General features: G+C 68.9%; 19 protein-coding genes. 11 read left to right on the top strand and 8 right to left on the bottom strand.

The features are described 5' to 3' along the window. Positions 1–162: 162 nt before the first annotated feature. Positions 163–459 carry a GlsB/YeaQ/YmgE family stress response membrane protein gene (locus LXN57_RS40325; protein WP_251803582.1) on the bottom strand — a complete coding sequence of 99 codons (297 nt, stop codon included), beginning with the start codon at positions 457–459 and terminating at the stop codon, positions 163–165. A gap of 242 nt (positions 460–701) precedes the next feature. Between LXN57_RS40325 and LXN57_RS40330 the strand changes: the two genes are divergently transcribed. From LXN57_RS40330 to LXN57_RS40340, 3 genes are all read left to right on the top strand, one after another. Continuing rightward, entirely contained in the window at positions 702–1,013 is a 312-nt protein-coding gene (locus LXN57_RS40330) for a hypothetical protein (protein ID WP_251803583.1), read from the top strand. Positions 1,014–1,188: 175 nt separating this feature from the next. Continuing rightward, a complete protein-coding gene (locus LXN57_RS40335; RefSeq protein ID WP_251803584.1) occupies positions 1,189–1,473 on the top strand; it encodes a hypothetical protein in 285 nt (94 codons plus the stop codon). Between the two features lie 5 nt (positions 1,474–1,478). Continuing rightward, on the top strand, positions 1,479–2,075 hold the full coding sequence (locus tag LXN57_RS40340; RefSeq protein WP_251803585.1) for an STAS domain-containing protein: 597 nt from the start codon (positions 1,479–1,481) through the stop codon (positions 2,073–2,075). Positions 2,076–2,151: 76 nt separating this feature from the next. On the opposite strand, the gene LXN57_RS40345 is transcribed toward LXN57_RS40340, so the two are convergent. Both LXN57_RS40345 and LXN57_RS40350 read right to left on the bottom strand, forming a co-directional pair. Beyond that, positions 2,152–3,960 carry a glycoside hydrolase family 15 protein gene (locus tag LXN57_RS40345; protein WP_251803586.1) on the bottom strand — a complete coding sequence of 603 codons (1,809 nt, stop codon included), beginning with the start codon at positions 3,958–3,960 and terminating at the stop codon, positions 2,152–2,154. Between the two features lie 14 nt (positions 3,961–3,974). Next, positions 3,975–5,027: a glucose 1-dehydrogenase gene (locus LXN57_RS40350; protein ID WP_251803587.1), complete on the bottom strand. Its 1,053-nt coding sequence runs from the start codon at positions 5,025–5,027 to the stop codon at positions 3,975–3,977. A gap of 90 nt (positions 5,028–5,117) precedes the next feature. On the opposite strand from LXN57_RS40350, the gene LXN57_RS40355 reads away from it, so the two are divergent. Both LXN57_RS40355 and LXN57_RS40360 read left to right on the top strand, forming a co-directional pair. Then, positions 5,118–5,705 (top strand): hypothetical protein, encoded by a 588-nt coding sequence (locus tag LXN57_RS40355; RefSeq protein ID WP_251803588.1) that lies wholly within the window; start codon positions 5,118–5,120, stop codon positions 5,703–5,705. A 158-nt stretch (positions 5,706–5,863) separates the two neighbouring features. Then, complete coding sequence (locus LXN57_RS40360) at positions 5,864–6,415, top strand: general stress protein (RefSeq protein ID WP_251803589.1); 552 nt, start codon at positions 5,864–5,866, stop codon at positions 6,413–6,415. 17 nt (positions 6,416–6,432) lie between these two features. Here LXN57_RS40360 and LXN57_RS40365 read toward each other — a convergent pair whose 3' ends face one another. Further along, positions 6,433–7,737 carry an NAD(P)/FAD-dependent oxidoreductase gene (locus LXN57_RS40365; RefSeq protein WP_251803590.1) on the bottom strand — a complete coding sequence of 435 codons (1,305 nt, stop codon included), beginning with the start codon at positions 7,735–7,737 and terminating at the stop codon, positions 6,433–6,435. Positions 7,738–7,963: 226 nt separating this feature from the next. On the opposite strand from LXN57_RS40365, the gene LXN57_RS40370 reads away from it, so the two are divergent. The 3 genes from LXN57_RS40370 to LXN57_RS40380 all read left to right on the top strand — a co-directional run bounded on the left by LXN57_RS40370 (position 7,964) and on the right by LXN57_RS40380 (position 10,485). Continuing rightward, entirely contained in the window at positions 7,964–8,287 is a 324-nt protein-coding gene (locus tag LXN57_RS40370; RefSeq protein ID WP_251803609.1) for an NADH-quinone oxidoreductase subunit A, read from the top strand. Between the two features lie 41 nt (positions 8,288–8,328). Next, the gene (locus LXN57_RS40375) at positions 8,329–9,033 is read left to right on the top strand and encodes a hypothetical protein (RefSeq protein WP_251803591.1); all 705 of its coding nucleotides are present in this window, start codon (positions 8,329–8,331) and stop codon (positions 9,031–9,033) included. 201 nt (positions 9,034–9,234) lie between these two features. Beyond that, positions 9,235–10,485: an NADH-quinone oxidoreductase subunit N gene (locus tag LXN57_RS40380; RefSeq protein ID WP_251803592.1), complete on the top strand. Its 1,251-nt coding sequence runs from the start codon at positions 9,235–9,237 to the stop codon at positions 10,483–10,485. Between the two features lie 398 nt (positions 10,486–10,883). Here the strand turns inward: LXN57_RS40380 and LXN57_RS40385 are convergent, their stop codons facing one another. Both LXN57_RS40385 and LXN57_RS40390 read right to left on the bottom strand, forming a co-directional pair. Continuing rightward, entirely contained in the window at positions 10,884–11,291 is a 408-nt protein-coding gene (locus tag LXN57_RS40385) for a hypothetical protein (protein WP_251803593.1), read from the bottom strand. A 275-nt stretch (positions 11,292–11,566) separates the two neighbouring features. Next, the gene (locus tag LXN57_RS40390) at positions 11,567–11,977 is read right to left on the bottom strand and encodes a PRC-barrel domain-containing protein (RefSeq protein WP_251803594.1); all 411 of its coding nucleotides are present in this window, start codon (positions 11,975–11,977) and stop codon (positions 11,567–11,569) included. 702 nt (positions 11,978–12,679) lie between these two features. On the opposite strand from LXN57_RS40390, the gene LXN57_RS40395 reads away from it, so the two are divergent. Both LXN57_RS40395 and LXN57_RS40405 read left to right on the top strand, forming a co-directional pair. Then, positions 12,680–13,711 carry a sodium:calcium antiporter gene (locus LXN57_RS40395; protein ID WP_251803595.1) on the top strand — a complete coding sequence of 344 codons (1,032 nt, stop codon included), beginning with the start codon at positions 12,680–12,682 and terminating at the stop codon, positions 13,709–13,711. Positions 13,712–14,262: 551 nt separating this feature from the next. Continuing rightward, positions 14,263–14,568: a BON domain-containing protein gene (locus LXN57_RS40405; protein WP_251803596.1), complete on the top strand. Its 306-nt coding sequence runs from the start codon at positions 14,263–14,265 to the stop codon at positions 14,566–14,568. Between the two features lie 329 nt (positions 14,569–14,897). On the opposite strand, the gene LXN57_RS40410 is transcribed toward LXN57_RS40405, so the two are convergent. Together LXN57_RS40410 and LXN57_RS40415 are read right to left on the bottom strand one after the other, a co-directional pair. Then, positions 14,898–15,575 carry a response regulator transcription factor gene (locus LXN57_RS40410; protein ID WP_251803597.1) on the bottom strand — a complete coding sequence of 226 codons (678 nt, stop codon included), beginning with the start codon at positions 15,573–15,575 and terminating at the stop codon, positions 14,898–14,900. 165 nt (positions 15,576–15,740) lie between these two features. After that, positions 15,741–16,418 (bottom strand): hypothetical protein, encoded by a 678-nt coding sequence (locus LXN57_RS40415; protein ID WP_251803598.1) that lies wholly within the window; start codon positions 16,416–16,418, stop codon positions 15,741–15,743. Positions 16,419–17,057: 639 nt separating this feature from the next. Here LXN57_RS40415 and LXN57_RS40420 point away from each other — a divergent pair. Next, positions 17,058–17,774 carry a hypothetical protein gene (locus LXN57_RS40420; protein ID WP_251803599.1) on the top strand — a complete coding sequence of 239 codons (717 nt, stop codon included), beginning with the start codon at positions 17,058–17,060 and terminating at the stop codon, positions 17,772–17,774. Positions 17,775–17,814 lie beyond the last annotated feature (40 nt).

Genomic DNA, 17,814 nt, shown 5'->3' on the forward strand with positions numbered 1-17,814 from the left:
GACATGGCAACGAACACGCGACGGTATGACGGATGGATGACACGCGCCGATTTGTGCTCCTGGTCGGCCGGCAGAAGCGCGACGACGAGGAGGCCGGCCGCGCCGAGCTGATCCACTCGGCGCCGGTGGGCCGCCGCGCTGCACTGGCCGCCGCGTTCGCCCTCACCGGGCCGGCCTGCCGGTCAGCGGGTCAGAGGGGTGGAGGGCGGCACGCCTGGCGGCCATCGCGCCCATTGTCACGACGCCGACGGCGGCGAAGAAGAGCTGCATGGCGACGCTGGATCCGCCGCCGGACGGCTCGGCGCCGACGGCGCGCACCGCGAGACTGCCGGCCAGGGCAGCGACCACACCGATCACCATGGGGAGCCAGACCGGCACGTTTCGCCAGCGCGGCACCAGGCGGCCGGCGAGGCCGACCACCGTGCCGGCGACCACGGCCGAGATCAAACCTGCGAGCACGAGCTGTCTCCCAACGCGATACCCCTGTGACACTTCGGCTCGTTCGACATACCTCAGCCTCGATCTCCGCCATGGCGAGGTTCCGGCGAGCCGACAACAGTTTCATGACGAGCCGGTAGTACGCCTGCCGAGTGCTGGACATCCAGGGTGACGGGTTCCGGCGGCAACTGACACCGAACTGTCACGGCAAGGTGCGGCGACTTTCACATCGGGGCGCAAACGTGGCGCCGAGTGACCGAGTCATGAGCCCTCAGGAGGAAATCGTGCTGTTCGCCCTTTCGAGAGGAGCTGTCCTCGCCGTCCGCCACCTGGCCGCGATGCGGGACGCCCCGCCCGGTGCGAGCCTGCGCATCTCGCCCGGCTCAACGGCGGAAGCCCTCCGTCTGTCCCTGGCCGGGCGACCCCATCCCGGCGACCGAGTGCATGATGCCGACGAGCAGCTGCAGGTCTTCGTCGCCGAGGAGGCCGAGTCCCTGCTGAAGGGCAGGACTCTCGATGCCCGGATCGACGAGGCCGGACAGGTGCAGTTCTCGCTCCTGCCGCCGGAGCAGTGACCCGCCGGACGGTACGGCCGGGTTACAGCGTGGCGAACGGCAGGCGACCGGTGTGATCGATTCCCGGAGGCAAAGCGGGCGATCCGGATGTCATCCGACTGTCACGAACCAGGGGATGTTCCGCCGATTTCGACCAGCACTCTGGAATCCTCACCGCAGGCGAAGGACACCGCTCATGACCATCAGCAGCCTGATCACCGCCCTGGCCGTCGGGACAACCTTCGGCCTCGGCGGGTGGTGGCTCATCCCGGCCGGCCGCAGCGTCCCGTTCTGGGTACCGCTGGCCGTGGCCGTCAGCGCCGCGATGCTGGCCACCGTCGTCGTCCGCCTCGCCGGCATCGACACCTCCGGCGTGACTGCCGTCGAGGTGGTCGTGCAGATGGTCTTCGCCGGCACCGGCGTCGGACTGGTGGCGGCGACCGCCGACCGGCGGTTCGACGGCGCCGGCCGATCCCGGTGACGGTCGTGCCGGCGGGCGACCGCACCGCCCTGGTCATCTGCGACCAGTGCGGCAGAGAGGACACCACCGTCGACGCGACGTCCGACGGTGAACTGGTGTGGCCGATGGTCGCCCAGCTCGGCTGGACCGGCTCGGCATTCTCCACCGGACCGCATCGGTGCCCGGGGTGCAGCTCCGGCACGCCTCCTCCGCCCGAGCCGACGGCCCGGCCCCGCACCCACGGCGCCTCGTACGACGTGCGGACCCTCGGCCCCGCCGCCGTCATCACGCCGTTGACCGATTTCGACGCCGACCTCGCCGAGTCTCTGCGCGACGATCTGATGGCGGCCGCCGCCACCCACCCGCACGTGCTCGTGGATCTGCACGCCGTCGAGTTTCTCGACTCCACCGCTCTCGGGCTGCTGGTACGCGGGCGGCAGGAGGCTCGGCAGCACGGAGCGACCTTCGACCTGTCGGAGCCGTCCCGCTTCGTTCTGACGGTGCTGCACACCATGCGGCTGGAGGGTGTCTTCCGGATCTTTCCCGACCAGCAGGCGGCGCTGGAGGTGCTCGGCGCACCGCATCCCGATTCACCAGCGCTGTCCGATCGTCCTGCCGACTGACGGCCCTCCGCCGCCGAGACGGGTGGCGGTCCATCAGTCACGCTTCTTCCCGGACCTGTCGACGGCCTCGGTCACCTCAACGGCGGGTGTGCTGGGCGGCGGAGTCCGCCGATGTCCGCGTCGTCGTGCCGCTGAGCAGCCGGGCCGAGTTGACCAGGCCCACGAGGCTGAACGCCTGCGGTGTGTTGCCGAGCTGACGCCCGGAGGCCGGGTCGTACTCCTCGGCCAGCATGCCGACGTCGTTGCGCAAGCCCAGCAGCTGGTCGAACAGCCGCTCGGCGTCATCGCGGCGGCCACCGGCGTACAACGCGTCCACCAGCCAGAACGTGCACGCCAGGAAGGCGCCCTCGGTGCCCGGCAGACCGTCCACATTGTCGTGCTCCGGTCGATAGCGCAGCACGAAGCCGCCCTGGCACAGGTCCCGCTGGACGGCCTCCACCGTGCCGACAACGCGCGGATCGGTGCCGGGCAGGAAGCCGACCCGCGGGATGAGCAGGAGTGCGGCGTCCAGCGCCGCGGAGCCGTACGACTGGGTGAAGGTGTTGCGGTCGGTGTCGAAGCCCTGGGCACAGACCTCGGCGTGAATCTCGGCACGCAACGTCCGCCACCGGTCCGCCGGACCGTCCAGGCCGTGGTGGTCGACCGCGGTGACAGCCCGGTCGAAGCCGGCCCACGCCATGATCTTGGAGTGCACGAACTGCCGCCGTTCTCCGCGGACCTCCCACAGGCTGTTGTCCGGCTGCCGCCAATTTCCCTCGAGGAAGTCGAGCAATGCCCGTTGCAGGTCCCATCCGGCGTCCGTGGCGGCGATGCCGGCTTCCCTGGTCAGGTGCAGGCCGTCCAGCACCTCGCCCCACACGTCCAGCTGCAACTGCCCGGCAGCGGCGTTGCCGACCCGGACCGGCTGGGCGCCCTCGTAGCCACTGAGCCAGTCGAGCGTGTATTCGGGCAGCCTGCGGGTGCCGTCGAGTCCGTACATGATCTGCAGGTCGGCCGGATCGCCGGCAACCGCCCGGAGCAGCCACTCCCGCCAGGCTTTGGCCTCGGCGACATAGCCGGTGCCGAGCAGCGCCTGCAGGGTGAACGTGGCGTCGCGTAGCCAGCAGTACCGGTAGTCCCAGTTGCGCGAACCGCCCAGTTGCTCGGGCAGGGAGGTCGTCGCAGCGGCGAGGAGACCGCCGGTCGGGGCGTACGTCAGGGCCTTGAGCAGGATCAGCGATCGCCGGACCGCGTCGGGCCACCGGCCGTCGTAGTCGCAGCGGCCGATCCAATCTTCCCAGTACCGCTGGGTCCGGCTCAGCGCCGGGAAGGGATCGACCGGTTGGGGCTGCGGCAGGTGCGAGAGCTGATGCGTGAGGACGAACGGGACCCGCTCCCCCTCCCGAACGGTGAAGTCCGCGACTGTGGCCCGATCCCGGCCGTCCAGCGTGACGTCGGTGCGCAACCAGACCGCGTCAGGACCCGCGATCGCCGCCAGATCGCGGTCACTCGTACGGACCCACGGCACGACGCGGCCGTAGTCGAAGCGCAGGACCAGGTCCATATGGATCGGCACGGCGCCGGACACGCCTTCGACGATGCGGACGAGGTCGGCGGCTTCGCCCCGTGGCGGCATGAAGTCGATGACCCGGACGATGCCGTCGGCGGTTCGCCACTCCGTCTCCAGCACCAGCGTGTCACCGCGATAGCGCCGGCTCGTGGACGCGCCGGCGCCGACCGGCGCGATGCGCCAGCGACCCGCCGACTCGTCGGCGAGCAGGGCCGCGAAGCAGGCGGCCGAGTCGAACCGGGGCAGGCACAGCCAGTCGATGGAGCCGTCCCGGCCGACCAGCGCGGCCGACTGCAGGTCTCCGATGAGCGCGTAGTCCTCGATCAGTCCGGTCATGGCGACTCCTCCGCTCAGGCGGTCAGGTCGAGGACGACCTTGATGTCGTCGGATCGTGCTTCGAGGGCCTCGGCGAAGCTGTCCAGCGGCAGCCGCCGGGTGATCAGCCGGGACAACCAGCCGATGTCGGCCTTGGCCAGGGCGTCGGCTGCGGCGGCGTAGTGGCTCAGGTTGGCGTTGACCGAGCCGACGACGACGTCGTTCTCCAGCACCATGTCGCGGTTGGCCGCGCCGACGTCCACCGAGATCTTGCGGCCGACCGGTGAGACCCCGGTGAGACAGACGATCCCGTACGAGGCGGTGCTCGCCATCGCTTCGAACACGAGCGGCGAGACCCCGGTCGCCTCGAGGATCACATCGGGTTCGGCCCGCGCCGTCGCGTCGTCGATGCCGGAGGAGTGGTACTGCGCGCCCAGGGCTCTGACCGCTTCCGGTTTGGGCCCGTCGGTGGCGAGATCCAGCACATGCACCTCGAGCCCCCGCTGCGCCCCGAGCAGCGCGGCCAGCAGACCGATCGGGCCGGCCCCGGTGACCAGGACCCGCTCGGGCTGGAACCAGGACCGGGCGCCCACCTTCTCGATCTGTTCCCAGGCCTTGGCGACCACGGTGGCGGGTTCCATCAGCACGCCGACGGCGGCCAGCCGCGGGTCGAGCTTCACCGCGTAGCCGGTATCGACCGTCCACAGCTCGCTGCCGTACCCGTCGATCTCTTTGATGCCACGCTCGGTGTACCGGCCGTTGCGGCACATGTCGAACTCGCCGTGGGCACACGCCCCGCACGGGACCGGGTCCGGGCGGCGCACCACGCCGACGACCAGGTCACCGGGCGCGAAGCTGCTGTCCGGCGGAGCCGTGTGCACGCGTCCCAGCGATTCGTGGCCGAGAACGAGCCGATCGCGGCCGGGCGGCGCCCACCCGTACTCACCGGCGGCAATCTCGCGATCCGTGCCGCAGATGCCCAACGCCAATCCTTCGACCAGCATCTCGCCCGAGCCCGGCTCGGGGTCGGGCACCTCGAGGACTTCGGCCGATCCCGCCTTGAGCGGCTGTACGGTCAACGCTCGCATGGCGGTCTCCTCCTCAAGACGGGCGGACCTGCTCGTCGCTACCCGGCCGGGGAAGGCCCAAACGTGCCGAGGCGCCTTCCATGTCCCGCGGTGCAGTTCGCGGAAGGATTTCGAATCAGCTGTCGCCCTCCGAGCGCGGGGAACCGGACGACCATGACGCCGCGTCCCAGGGGGATGACGAAAACTTTCGCGTCGTTTGCGCTACTGCTGACCATCGTCGTCGCTGGGATCAGCGGCTGCGCCACGCCGAAGATCAGTCCGCCGATCGCTCGCCACACGAGTCCCGCTGCCGCCGGCCCTTCCGCTACCGGCGATGTCCTGCCGCTGGATTTCTCCCGTACGGGAGGCTTGGCCGGCGTCGACGAGCAGCTGCACGTCGAGATCGACGGAACGGTCACCAGCTCGCACCAGAACCGGTTTCGACTCGGCGCCGACCGGCTCGCCGAACTCAAGCAGGTGCTGGCCGACCCCGTCCTGAAAGCCCCGGTCTCCAGGTCCGCTTCCGGGCCCGTCTGCTCCGACGGGTACATCTACCGCGTTCACACACCGTCATGGTCGAGAACCGCCGACGACTGCTCGCCGGACCAGCCTGCGTTCGACCGGGTCGTGCAGCTGCTTCTGCCCCTCGTGCACAGCAACCCCGACGAAACACCTCGACCATCGCGCTCGTCTCGCTGAAGCCGTTGGCCGACGAAGGCTCCGACCCAGGTACCGAGCCGTCACCGCAATGACACGGGACGGTGCAGCAGCCGCACAACTGCCGTCGCACCCTGAACAGGAGAGGCCGCCGGCAGGGGCCTCGTCGTTCTTCCGACCAGCAGACAGGCGGTTCAGCAATGAGTGACAACGCAGGCACGGACGTCACCCGCACCGGCAGCATTCATCTGGGAGTCGCCCAACGAACCATCGGTACATACGACGACTACCCGTCGGCATGCCGGGCGGTCGAGCGGTTGCGGGACGGCGACTTCTCCGTCGAACAGACGACCATCATGGCCGCCGGCCTGCACACGGTGGACCGGGAGCAAGGGCAGGTGTCGACGCCCGACGTCACCCGGCGCGGCGCCGTCTCCGGGATGTTGATCGGCGCGGCGGTCGGCTACATGCTCGGACTGTTCGACTTGACCGAGACCTCGTTGGCCCTGCCGTGGTTGATTGTCAACGCCGCGATTCTGGGCGCGGTGCTCGGCGCCGCGGTCGCGCTGCTCGGCTACGTCATCACGCAAGGCCGCCGCTCTTTCGTGGCGAATCAGCCCGTCCGCGCCGATCGCTACCACATCGTCGTGGACGCTGACTTCGCCGATCGCGCGGTCCGTCTCCTACGCGACGCCAAAGCGACACAGGCGACATCCGACACCACGATTTCCGCCAGGAGATCTCCCGCCTGAAGATCGCTGCTCGGGTGTCAGGTGGGCTGGTGGACGACTTCTGGAGCGTCGGTGTCCAGCGGCACCGCCGGGCCCGGCACCAGCCCCAACTGCACCGCGGGCCGGGAGCTGACGGCGGTGAACAGCCAGTCGGCCACAGTGCGCAGCCGGTTGGCAGGCAGCGCGGTCAGGTGGTAGCCGCGGGTGACGATCCGCGCCGGAAGCCCGGAGAGCGGCACGTGCAGCGGGTTCGCCGCCGCTTGCCAACCGCCGAGGTCCACCACGAACCCCAGGTCACGATGCCGGTACGGCTTGCGCTCACCCACGCCGTACGAGGCGGCGATGTTGTGGCCGGCCAGCCGGCCCTGGCGAACGGCGTGCTGGGCGGTCATCGGCGTGGGACGGCCGGGGTTCGCGGGGTCGGGCACCGCGGCGGCGTCCCCGCACGCCAGAATCTCGGGATGTCCGGGCACGGCGAGATATTCGTCGACCTGCAAGCGGCCCTTGGTCAGGGGCAGGCCGGTGCTCTGCGCCAGCGGGTCGGGACGCACGCCGACGCACCAGACGAGCGTGTGCGACGCGACGAAACGGTCGTCGGTGAGCTTGACCCCGGTGGCGGTAGCCTCGGCCACCGACGTACCCATGTTCACCTCGATGCCCCGGTCGCGCAGCACCCGCTCGGCAGTGGCCGACAACCGTTCATCCATACCCGGCAACACATGGTCGGCGGTGTCCAGCAGCAGCCACTGCGGCCGGACCCCGGCCAGGCGCGGATGCCGGCTCAGCACGTCATGGGTCAGCAACTGGATCTGGGCGACGACCTCCGTACCCGTGTAGCCCGCCCCGACCACCACGAACGTGAGCCGGGCCGCCCGCTCGTCCGGGTCCTCGGCCGCGTCGGCCATCTCGATCTGCCGGACGACGTGGTCGCGCAGGTGCAGCGCCTCGGGGATGCCCCGGAAGCCGCGGGCATTCTCCGCCACACCGGGAATGGGTAGCAGCTTGTTGACGCTGCCCGCCGCAAGCACCAGCCGGTGATAGCCGATCGTCCTCTGCTCGCCCTCCGGCCCGGTGTAGGAAACCGTCCTCGCGGCGGCGTCGACGCCGCCGGCCTGTCCCAGCACGAGCCGAGCACCTGGCAGGGCGTCGGTGAGCGGCACGGTGACCCGGCGCGGGTCCAGCACTCCCCCGGCGACCTCGGGCAGCAGCGGAAGGTAGAGGAAGTAGTCGGTGGGATTGAGCAGGACCACCTCAGCGGCTCCGCGCGCCTTGCGCAGCAGGGTCCGGGCCGCTGCGAAACCGGCGAACCCGGCGCCGACGATGACAATGCGCGCACGCGACATTTCGCACCTCGATCTCGTGGTCGTCTCCTCGAGGTCGCCTACCCGATCAGGGCAAGCGAAAACTGGCGGCTATGTGATCCTCCGGCACCGAACCGCATTCGTCCGGTTAGCGCCACGGATGTATGGGTAGGCGCGTGCTCCACGGGCCGGACTCGGGTCGCGGACCGGACGGAAATGTCGCGGACCGGAAGGAATGCACGTGCAGGCGCTGGGAGTCGTGATCGCCATGGCGGGTGTGGCGGCGTCCGTCGTGGTCGTCGTCTATCTCGTGCACCGGCTCACCGCGGTCGCCGCGGAACCGCTGCGAGCCGGGCCCTTCCTGTCCGGGGAACGCCCGGCGCAGCATGCGGTCTCGCGTTTTCACGTGCGCTGGTACGCGCTGACGATGCTGTTCCTGGCCTTCGACGTCGAAATGCTGTTCATGTACCCGTGGGCGCTGGTCGTCGCGCAGGCCGGTGCCAAGGCAGTGGTCGAGATGTTCGCGTTCCTCGGCGTGCTGATGGCCGGCGTGGTCTACGCCTGGCGGGAGGGTGCGCTGCGATGGTCCTGAGCGCACGGTTGGCGCGATGGGCGGCCCGCCGCCCTCATGCGATGCTCGCCGTGGCGCCAGGAGCGACGGCGGCGCGGCTCGCGGTCGAACGCGAGCTGACAGCGCTCGGCGGCGTGGTCGCGGTCAGTGCGGCCGACGCCGATCTGCTGATCATCATCGGCGAACCGGGGGCGGAGCTGGCCGACGCGCACGAGGATGTGTGGCGGCAGCTGCCCGGTCCCCGTGCGCGCGCGCACGTCGTGCGGCCGGACGAGGCACGGACCGTTCTGGCCGCGGCGACGACCCAGCTGTGTGACCCACGGCAGGCGCAGCAGGCAGGGCAACGACACGACGAGTGGCAAACCACGGACCTGGGCGGCGCCCACGGCGACGATGGCATGCAGATGCCGGGCGGTCTGATGATGGCCGATCGCAGCCCCGACCGCGACGGACTCGGGCTGGACGCGCTGCGAGTGTCCTGGGGGCCGGTGCTGGTGGACTGGCCGGCCGGCCTCGTGATGAACCTGACCCTGCAGGGTGACCTCGTCCAGCAGGCCGAGGCCCGCGTGCTGCCCGCGGCAGGCTCGCCGGCAGAGTCGTTCTGGGATGCCGGTGCGAGCGCGCAGCGGCATGCGGCCGCGCACCTGGATTCACTGGGACGACTGCTCTCGGTGGCGGGCTGGCAGGGTATGGCGCATCGGGGGTACGCCGACTGCGCGACGACATCTTGGCGGACGCCGCGGCCGGCGGGTCGCTGGCCGAACTGAACCGGATCGGGCGGCGGATGCGGCGCTCGCGGACGCTGCGATGGGCCACGGACGGGCTCGGCGTTCTCACCGAGGATGTGATCCGGCAGGCGGGTTTGAGCGGTCCGGCAGCGCGCTCGGCCGCTGCGGGAGTGGATCGCCGGATGCATCGCCGGCGTCGCGCTGGCCGCCTCCCTGATCGCCGGCGCGACGGCCGCGGCGATGCCGGCCCAGATGGTCTACGCCCATTCGTACGCCATCGACACCGCCACCTCCACCGCGCGCGTCGTCGTGCCCGCGGCTGCCCTGCTGATCATCGCCTTGTCCTGGGCGCGGGTGGCGGGCGACCGCCGGCAGAGCGAGTTCTTCGTCCTCGTCCTGCTCGCGTCGCTCGGCGCGGTGCTGCTGTCCGGCGCATCCGACCTGCTCGTGCTCGCCGTGGCTTACCTGCTCGCCACCATCCCCCTGTACGGACTCGCCGGCTGGGCCCGCGACAGCAACGGCGCCGAGGCAGCGCTCAAGCTCTACCTGATGGGCGCCCTCACCGGCGTCGTCATGCTGGCCGGAGTCACTCTGCTGTACGCGGGGGCGGGCGCGACCCGTTATGACGAAATGCTGCCCGGACTGCCGGCGGCGCCCAGAGGCCTCGTCGCGGTCGGCGTGGTGACCCTGCTGGCCGGGTTGCTCTTCAAGGCCGGCGCCGTGCCGGTGCACTTCTGGGTGCCCGATGCCGTCCAAGGATCCACCACCGGCGCGGCGGCGCTGCTGACCACCGTGCCGAAGATCGGCGCTCTCATCGCCGCCTACCGCGTGCTGACCGTCGTCCCCGCTGACAGTCACTGGCCGGTCCTGCTGGCGATTGTCGCCGCGGCCACCATGACACTGGGCAACCTCGCCGCCTTCACCCAGACCGTCCCGCAGCGACTGCTCGCCTATTCCACCATCAGCCAGGTCGGATACCTGCTCATGGCCGTCGCGGTCGCCGGCGACACCGGCCGGGCGCTGCCGGCCCTGCTCCTTTACCTCACCGGCTATGCGGTCACCAACATCGGCGCGTTCGCCGTCGTCGCCGCCCTGCCCGGGCGGAGAACCCTGGACGATTATCAAGCGCTCGCCCGGCGGCAGCCCTGGCTGACCGCGGCCCTCGTCATTTGCCTGCTCGGCCTGGTCGGCACGCCACCGACAGCCGTATTCGTCGGCAAACTCACCGTCTTCTCCGCGGCCTGGGACGGCGGCATGGGCTGGCTCGTCGTGCTCGCCGCCGCCAATACGGTGGCGAGCCTGTTCTACTACCTGCGCTGGTTACGTCCCGCCTTCACCGGCCGGGCCGGCCACTTCACCACTGAGCAAGACCGGACACGACCGGCGACCGTGGTAGCGGTGGCCACCGCAGCTGTGACGGTGGCACTCGGTGCAGCCGCCGGCCCTCTGATCGATGCCGTCAGCAACGGCGTCACTGTCTCGGCGCCGTAGCAGGACATCGGAGGACTCGACGTGCCCCGGCCCGGCTCGAAGCGCCGGGTGCCGCCGCGACTCGGTCGATGCCGTGCGTGTGCCCGGCCAGGGTGCTGCATCTGCCCGTTCGGCCCGGTCGATGCGCGCCGATACCTTCCGGGCGCGCATTCCTGCCGATGCTGCTGTCGGCCGAGCTCACCATCGGAACGGTGGGCGGCCGGGGAGCCTCACCGTCACGTGAGTACCGTCGCACGGGGCATGCCGTTACCCCTCCGTCCGGACAACGCCTGTCGGCCCGGCCACATGACATCACGACTGCTTGACGGTTCTCCCAGACACCGTACGAGGACCATGGGAAAGGCTCAGCCCGTCATCGGAGAAGACCGGCTCAAGGCCCACCAGTCAGGGATGTCATTTCACCCGTCGCGCGAGTGTCCGCCGGCTGTGTGCTGCTCGTCCTCGTGCGTGGTGCGAGCAATCGCGAGCAGGCTCCCGCCCACACCGATCACCGCCAATGCCAGATCGACACTCCACCGGCCCTCCCGCTGCCAGTACACGTCGTCGAGTTCGAGCAGCAACGCGAACTCGTCCACGACCAGGGCGAGGCCGATCCCGTACGCCAACCCCAACCAGGGCCGCCACCGCCCGGCCATCTCCAGGAAGCTGCAAAATCCCACGATCATCAGAAGCAGGATTCCCCACACGTAGTGGTGCAGGTGAACTCCGCCCACGTGCACGTCGCCAAACCCGATACCGGCATGAATGACGAACGTCAGTGCCCGCAGCACCACGAACGCGGTAACGAAACCGAGCCACGCCAGCACCAATGCACGCCGCGTCGGCCCGCACGGAGCAGTACAGCCAGCAGCCCGCGTCCTCCACCGGCCGCCCTGGCCACCACCGCGACACCGATCCCGAGAGTCGCCGCGACGAACGCCACGATAAGCAACGGCGACGGGTCCCACACGACGGTTGCCAGCACCACGACGACCGCCGTGACCCCCACGAGGATGACGGTGCGGATCACGACGTCGAGGCCGGCAAGGTGTGATTCGATGCGTTCATCGCACGACCGTCGGAGCCGGGCAAGGCCCTCACATCACGAACGGCCGGGCCGGGTACATGTATCCCGGCGCCCAGTACGGCGAGTAGCCGTAGTAGCCGTACAGATTTCCGTAGTACTCCTGCTCGTCGACCAGTTCAGGCTCATAGCGCGGCGCGTCGGCGACCTCCTTGCGGACCGGTCGATCCGGACCTCGTCGCCGGTGACATCCGTGATCGCGTCGATCGGGATGAACGACGGCGTAGCGCCGATGCCCAGCAAGCCACCGTGCTCGACCCGCAGGAACCGGATCTTCTCCTGCTCGGTGTCGATCAGCAGATCGTCGACCTTACCGATGTCCTCACCCGTACGGTCCCGCACCGTGCGGCCACGGATGTCCCGGTCAGGGTCGGCAATGGTCTTGTCGGAGTCCTTCATCCTCACCAGCGTGCCCGGAAGGTCGGTCATCATCTCTCCTTCATATCGGGAAAGGGATGGGTTTCCCGGCTGGGAAAGAGGCAAACCCGTCCCGCGCATGCCTGCGGTACCAACGATCGACGCAGACACGCCCGTCTCGTTGCAGCCAATCCCGCCCCCTGGAGGAGGTTGGTGAGCGGATCACCGGGGTAGCACGTCCGATGCGGAAGACCAAACGCGGGCGCAGGTTCCTGACTGCTCTTACGGCCGGTCTGTTGCTTGCCGCCTGCAGCCCCGACCCAGATATCTCGACGTATGACGCCGACGGCATGGGGCCCGACGTTCGGGTAGGACAGATTCGCCTGCAAAGCGTGCGCATCGAGGCGCCTGCGAACACTCGCTACGAAGCAGGCGCCGACGCGAAAGTGTGGCTGACGCTGTACAACGACGGCCGGCAGACCGACACTCTGACAGCGGTGTCCAGCCCGCCGTGTCCAGGTCGACGCAGCGGTGCAACCGACCGTCCCTCGAGCCGAACCGAGCCGGCGGTGCGTGTCCACACCGGCAAGCCCGGCACCGTCGCGCTGACCACACGGCAGCTTCTTCCGTACCGCCGCAAAGCCGCGGGCCGACCTCCGGTTCGGCGGTGGGGCCTCCGTTCGACCCAGAAGGATCTGGCATGGACGACATCCGAGTTACCGGTAGCACGCCGGCCCCGCCCTTCGTGGCTGGGCCGAACGGCAGGCGCGTCTCGTGATCGGCGGACCGCCCTGGCCGTTGCTACCCAGTGTCATCGCGCTGGTCGTGGCACTGAGCGTCATCATCACGGCGGGCCGATCGCTGGCCACGACAGCGGACAAGCTGGCCGACCGCACCGGGATGGGAGAGGCCGTCGCCGGTGCACTGCTACTCGGGGCGGTGACCTCGTTGCCGGGCATCGGCACGACCCTGGTCGGCTCGCTGCAGGGTGATGCCCAATTCGCCCTGGCGAACCCGTTGGGCGGAATCGCAGTCCAGACAGTGTGGCTGGCCATCGCTGACCTGATGTACCGACGGTCCAATATCGAGCACGCCGCGGCATCACTGGAGAATGTGCTGCAGTCTCTGGTCCTGATCGCCCTGCTGTGCATCCCGGTAGTCGCCTACGCCACCCCCACGCTGCGTATCGGCTGGGTCCACCCCGCCAGCCTGGCCATCCCCCTGTTCTATCTGTACGGGCTGCGCCTGCTGCGACGTCTGCGCCACGAACCGATGTGGCAGGCCAAGCAGACTTCCGACACCCGCCAGGACGAACCGGACGACACCACGGAAGACGACACCAGCACCGCCCGGCTGTGGTGGCGGCTGGCCGCTCTGGCTGCCCTCGTGGCTGGCACCGGATACCTCATCGGTCAAGGCGGGCTCGGCGTGGTGGCAGCGACCGGACTACCCGGTGGACTGGTCGGATTCACTCTCACCACGGCAATCACCTCACTCCCCGAGTTGGTGACGCTCATCGCAGCGGTACGCATCGGTGCGCTCAACCTCGGCATCGGCAACATCATCGGTGGCAACGCCTTCGATGCGCTGATGATCTTCCTGGCGGACGTCACGTACCTCCACGGCCCGGTCTACTCCGCTGCCTCCTCGGCCGGCCTGCTGCTCGCCGGCGCCACCATACTCATGACCGTGGCACTGGCTGCCGGGCTGATCATGCGAGACCGCCGGGGCATCGGGTTCGAGGGCGTGACGATCCCCATCGTCTACGCAACCGCAGTGGTGCTGTTGCTGGTGAGAGCCGCGTAGCCCGAACTGGGCTGCCGAGCGCGGCAGTTCTTCGCCCAAGGAGCGCTGCCATCGCCATTGCCGCCCGTAGCCGGCAAGCCCCAGACCCGGCTCATGGTCGGCGCCTCAACCGGCGGCGTCGGACTGTGCAGACTCGAAGGGGAAACACCCACCCCGGCTGGAAATGTCCGTGCTGTATCTGGATCAGGCGCACACCCTGCAGGCGCACGACATAATCGCCCTCGGCGGCACAGGCGAGGCCCAAGTTACCGTCGAACGCCACCTCGCCGACGAACAGCTGGCCAATAGCGCTGATCGGGCGTCACCCGGCCCGCCCGCGCCATCGGGCTCAGCTATTGAGGAGTCACCGTCGACCGAGGGGTCACCGCCGACGTCGCCATCAACTCGGTGAGGGACGCGCTACCGCACGGTCGCGACGTAGAGCGCTCCGAGGCCGGCCGGCGCGTCGTGGTCACGCAGCTGTGATGTGCTCGCGGAAACGCCGCCATACGCAAAGGGAAGTCTGGAGTCACAAAGCCACCAGGTACGGTGAGGAGAAGGGGAGACGTCGCATGTACTTCTGGAGTTTCCCGGACTGGTATGACGCAACGCCCTTCCACTGGTGCACCACGGACGACGCTTCGACCGAGCGAACCGACCAGCCACTCACCGTCGATCAACGCCTGACGAGGGAAGTCGCGCAGGCGTTGCTCAGCGATCCGGCCGTCACCAGCGGCCTCGTCGACCTGCGCGTACACAACGGCGTCGCGATCTTGGACGGCACCATTGATTCCGAGGACGCACGCGCGGCAGCGGTCGCAACTGCCGAATCCGTGTCCGGGATACGAGACGTCTGCAACGCGCTAGTCCTCGACTGATACAGCCCGACATCACCCGCGGCGTTGTCCGTCTGCGGGGTGTCATGGATTCGTACCCGAGCCGACCGAGAACAGCGACCAAGTGCGACCCCTTGCTGAAGCGATTCGTGTCGCCACAGACCCATTGAGGGTCGCCACAGACCCATTGAGGGTCGCCGCCGACCGTGCTGTGACCAGGCTGAGGCAACCCGCAGTGGAATCGCCACGACCCACGCCGGTTGCCCGGCACGGCGAATGCGCTGCGCTCCCGCCTCGCCGCGTTCGGCCATCTTTCACGGGAGCTCCGACGGCAAAGGCGGCATTCGCCCGAGCGCGCAGGCTCACCGGCTTCATGGCTGCAGCTTGTAACCGAGACCGCGCACGGTCACCAGGTGCTGCGGCTTGCCCGGCGTGTCTTCGATCTTTTGGCGCAGGCGACCCACGTGCACGTCGACCAGCCGTTCATCGCCGATCTCGTATCCCCACACCCGCTCGAGCAACTGTTGGCGAGACAGCACTTGGCCGGCGTGGTCGGCCAGCTCACACAACAGCTGGAACTCCGTCCGGGTCACCAGCACCGGCTCGGAATGCAGGCGCACTTCACCGGCCAGCGGAAGCACCTCCAAATCGCCGAAGGCGTGCACATCCAGCGCCGGCCCGGTCACAGCTCGCGCCCGACGACGCAAAGCTCGCAGCCGGGCCGCGAGTTCTTTGACCGCGACCGGTTTGACGATGTAGTCGTCGGCACCGGCCTCCAGCGCCGCCACAATGTCGTGAGTGTCGCCCTTGGCGCTGACCACCACAATAGGGACATCATCAAAGCGGCGAATCTGCCGAATACACTCGAAACCGTCCATATCGGGCAGCATAAGATCCACCAGCACTGTCTCCGCCGGTTGCCGACGCTGCTCAGCAATACCTTCCTCAGCAGTGGCCACACCGTGAGCTGTGTATCCCTCGTCCTCCAACGCCATAGCCAGCGACAGTCGGATCCGGTCGTCGTCTTCGATGAGCAGCACACCGCTCATAGCCGACTGATGCCCCGCCGAGCGCACCGCGGCACATCGGCACACCGCGACAACAAAGGTCTCATGGGTTCGTCATACCCAACATCGCGCCGGTCATCCAGCCGATGCGCAGATCGCGGCACGTCTCTCGTCGCACGGCCTGAACAACCGACACGTACTGGCAGGTCAGCCGGTTGCGGTGCGGGAGACGCTCAGACGCGAGACACCGGCGCTGAGCTCGATCTCGTACCGGTCTCCGGAGCCCGTCCAGTCGCCCGAGGTCAGCACCGTCCCGGCGGCGACGCCGGTACGGTGATCGTCGTCCACCGTCACGGTGCCCGCTCCCCCACCCACGCGGACCTGCGCCGGGTAGCTCCCTGCCAGATGCACCTTCAGATCACTGGCACCCCCAGCCAGACTCACCTGCACCCGGCCTTCCGGCGGTGGCAGCCTGACCTCGGCCAGGCTCGTCCCGGCGACGATCTCGACCGCGGTCGCCTTGCCTTCCGTCAGATCGACGACTTCCTCCTTGGCGCCGCCCTCCAAGCGGATCCGCCAGCGGACCCTGGCGCTCAATTCGGCAGTGACCACCGCCGGACCGCTACCTGGCGCGTCGGCCACGGTAGTGGTGATCGTGTCTTGATCGAGGTGAACCTTGGGCACGACCTTCGCATCGTCCGGCGTGGCGACCCGATACAGGTCACCGCCGAGGTCAGCAGCGCGTACCCGGACCACGTCGGCGCCCGAGGCCATGACGAACGTCGCCTCGTCACGGTCCTCCGCCGCGCCTCCGGCCAGGACGTGGTCGGCGCCGCCGCGGTCCCGGTCGTCGCTACACGCGGGAAGCACCAGAAGCAGCACCACGAGGAACGCCGCCCGCCACGAGCGCATGACCGTCACCGGTTCACCTCCGGAAACCGGCCGCCGTTGTCGATCAGGCGCTGCGCCACACCGACACGGACATCCGCCCGCCCCGTGTCACCATCACTGCTGTCCATGGTCGCCTCCGTCAGGCTTCAGGTGCCGTCCCCGGTACCCGGTCGCGGCGTGGCCCCACCTGTGCCGGCGGATCGTCACGTAATCGACACACTGCTACGTCCTTGAACGGTGCCTGGAATGGGTCAGCCGGTTCCGGCGTCTCGCGCCGATACGACCGAAAAGGCTCCCACGTCACCGCATCCTGGCACCTGGCCCTCGCTCCGGGTAGAGGGCTCGGGTCGATGGTCCGGGTTGCTCATGCGGCGGTGAGGGACCGGGTCATGTCCAGACCGATTCCGGCCAGGATGAGATCCGGTCTTCAGGCGAGTAGTGCCGTTGTCGCCACGATCCGTTGCGCCGTGCCTGCCATCGCGGTCGCGGCAGTATCGGCCGCAATGGATATGCGTTCAGCTCGACCTTCGACGGTGCTCGATTGCGTCGAGGCGTTTCCGCCCAGGTACGCCGGGAAAGCCTGAATAGTCGTCCAGCGTCAGCACGTCGTGCTGACTTACCGGAGGAGATCGCATGGTCGGTCAATCGCTGTTGCACCGTCGTCTCACGTTCCCGGTGCTCGTGGCGGTGATCGCTGTCGCCGGCTGCAGCACGACCAGCGGATCGGGTGCAGCGGCACCGAGCGCCGCACCTTCCACCGGAGTGCCGGCGTCGCCGTCGAGCGACGCGCCACGCACCATCCCGGCTTCGGCGTTCTTCGATATGCCGGCCGACATGCGACGGGAACGCCGGGAAGCCGAAGGGGCCGCTGCGGTGCCGGAGCTGTGTGACCAGGAACTGGCGCCGAGTAGCGGTGTGTTGGCCAGCGCGGCCGTGATGAACCTTTATGAGCAACCGGACGCACCTGCAGGGTCCGTGCCGCACGGCGTGCTCTATCAGACCATCAGATCGTACGAAGGCGACGGCGCCGCCGAGTTCATGGAGCGAGCACGGAACGGCTTGGCCGCGTGCGATTCCTATCAGAAGAACGAGTACACGGTCGAGGTGCGCACCAAGGCGCTGTCCGGCGTCGCCGATGAGGCCTTGACCGTCGATCTGGTCCGGCCGCAACTTGACCTGCCGGGAAATCCGACCGGTGGCGAGCAGACCAACCGGATCGTTGTCATGCGGTTCGGCGCCGTGGTGACCATCCTTTACGACAGTGAGTACGAACGCAGCAGCAGCATCCCCGGGCTCGTCGACATTTTCGTCGACGAAGCCGCGGACGCTGTCCGCGCTTGGCTGGATTGATCCCCGGGAAGCGGGTAGCCGAGTGAGATGCCGCTCGGTC

Source organism: Paractinoplanes hotanensis, from assembly GCF_023717965.1.
In the GTDB taxonomy this organism is placed as follows: Bacteria; Actinomycetota; Actinomycetes; order Mycobacteriales; family Micromonosporaceae; genus Actinoplanes; species Actinoplanes polyasparticus.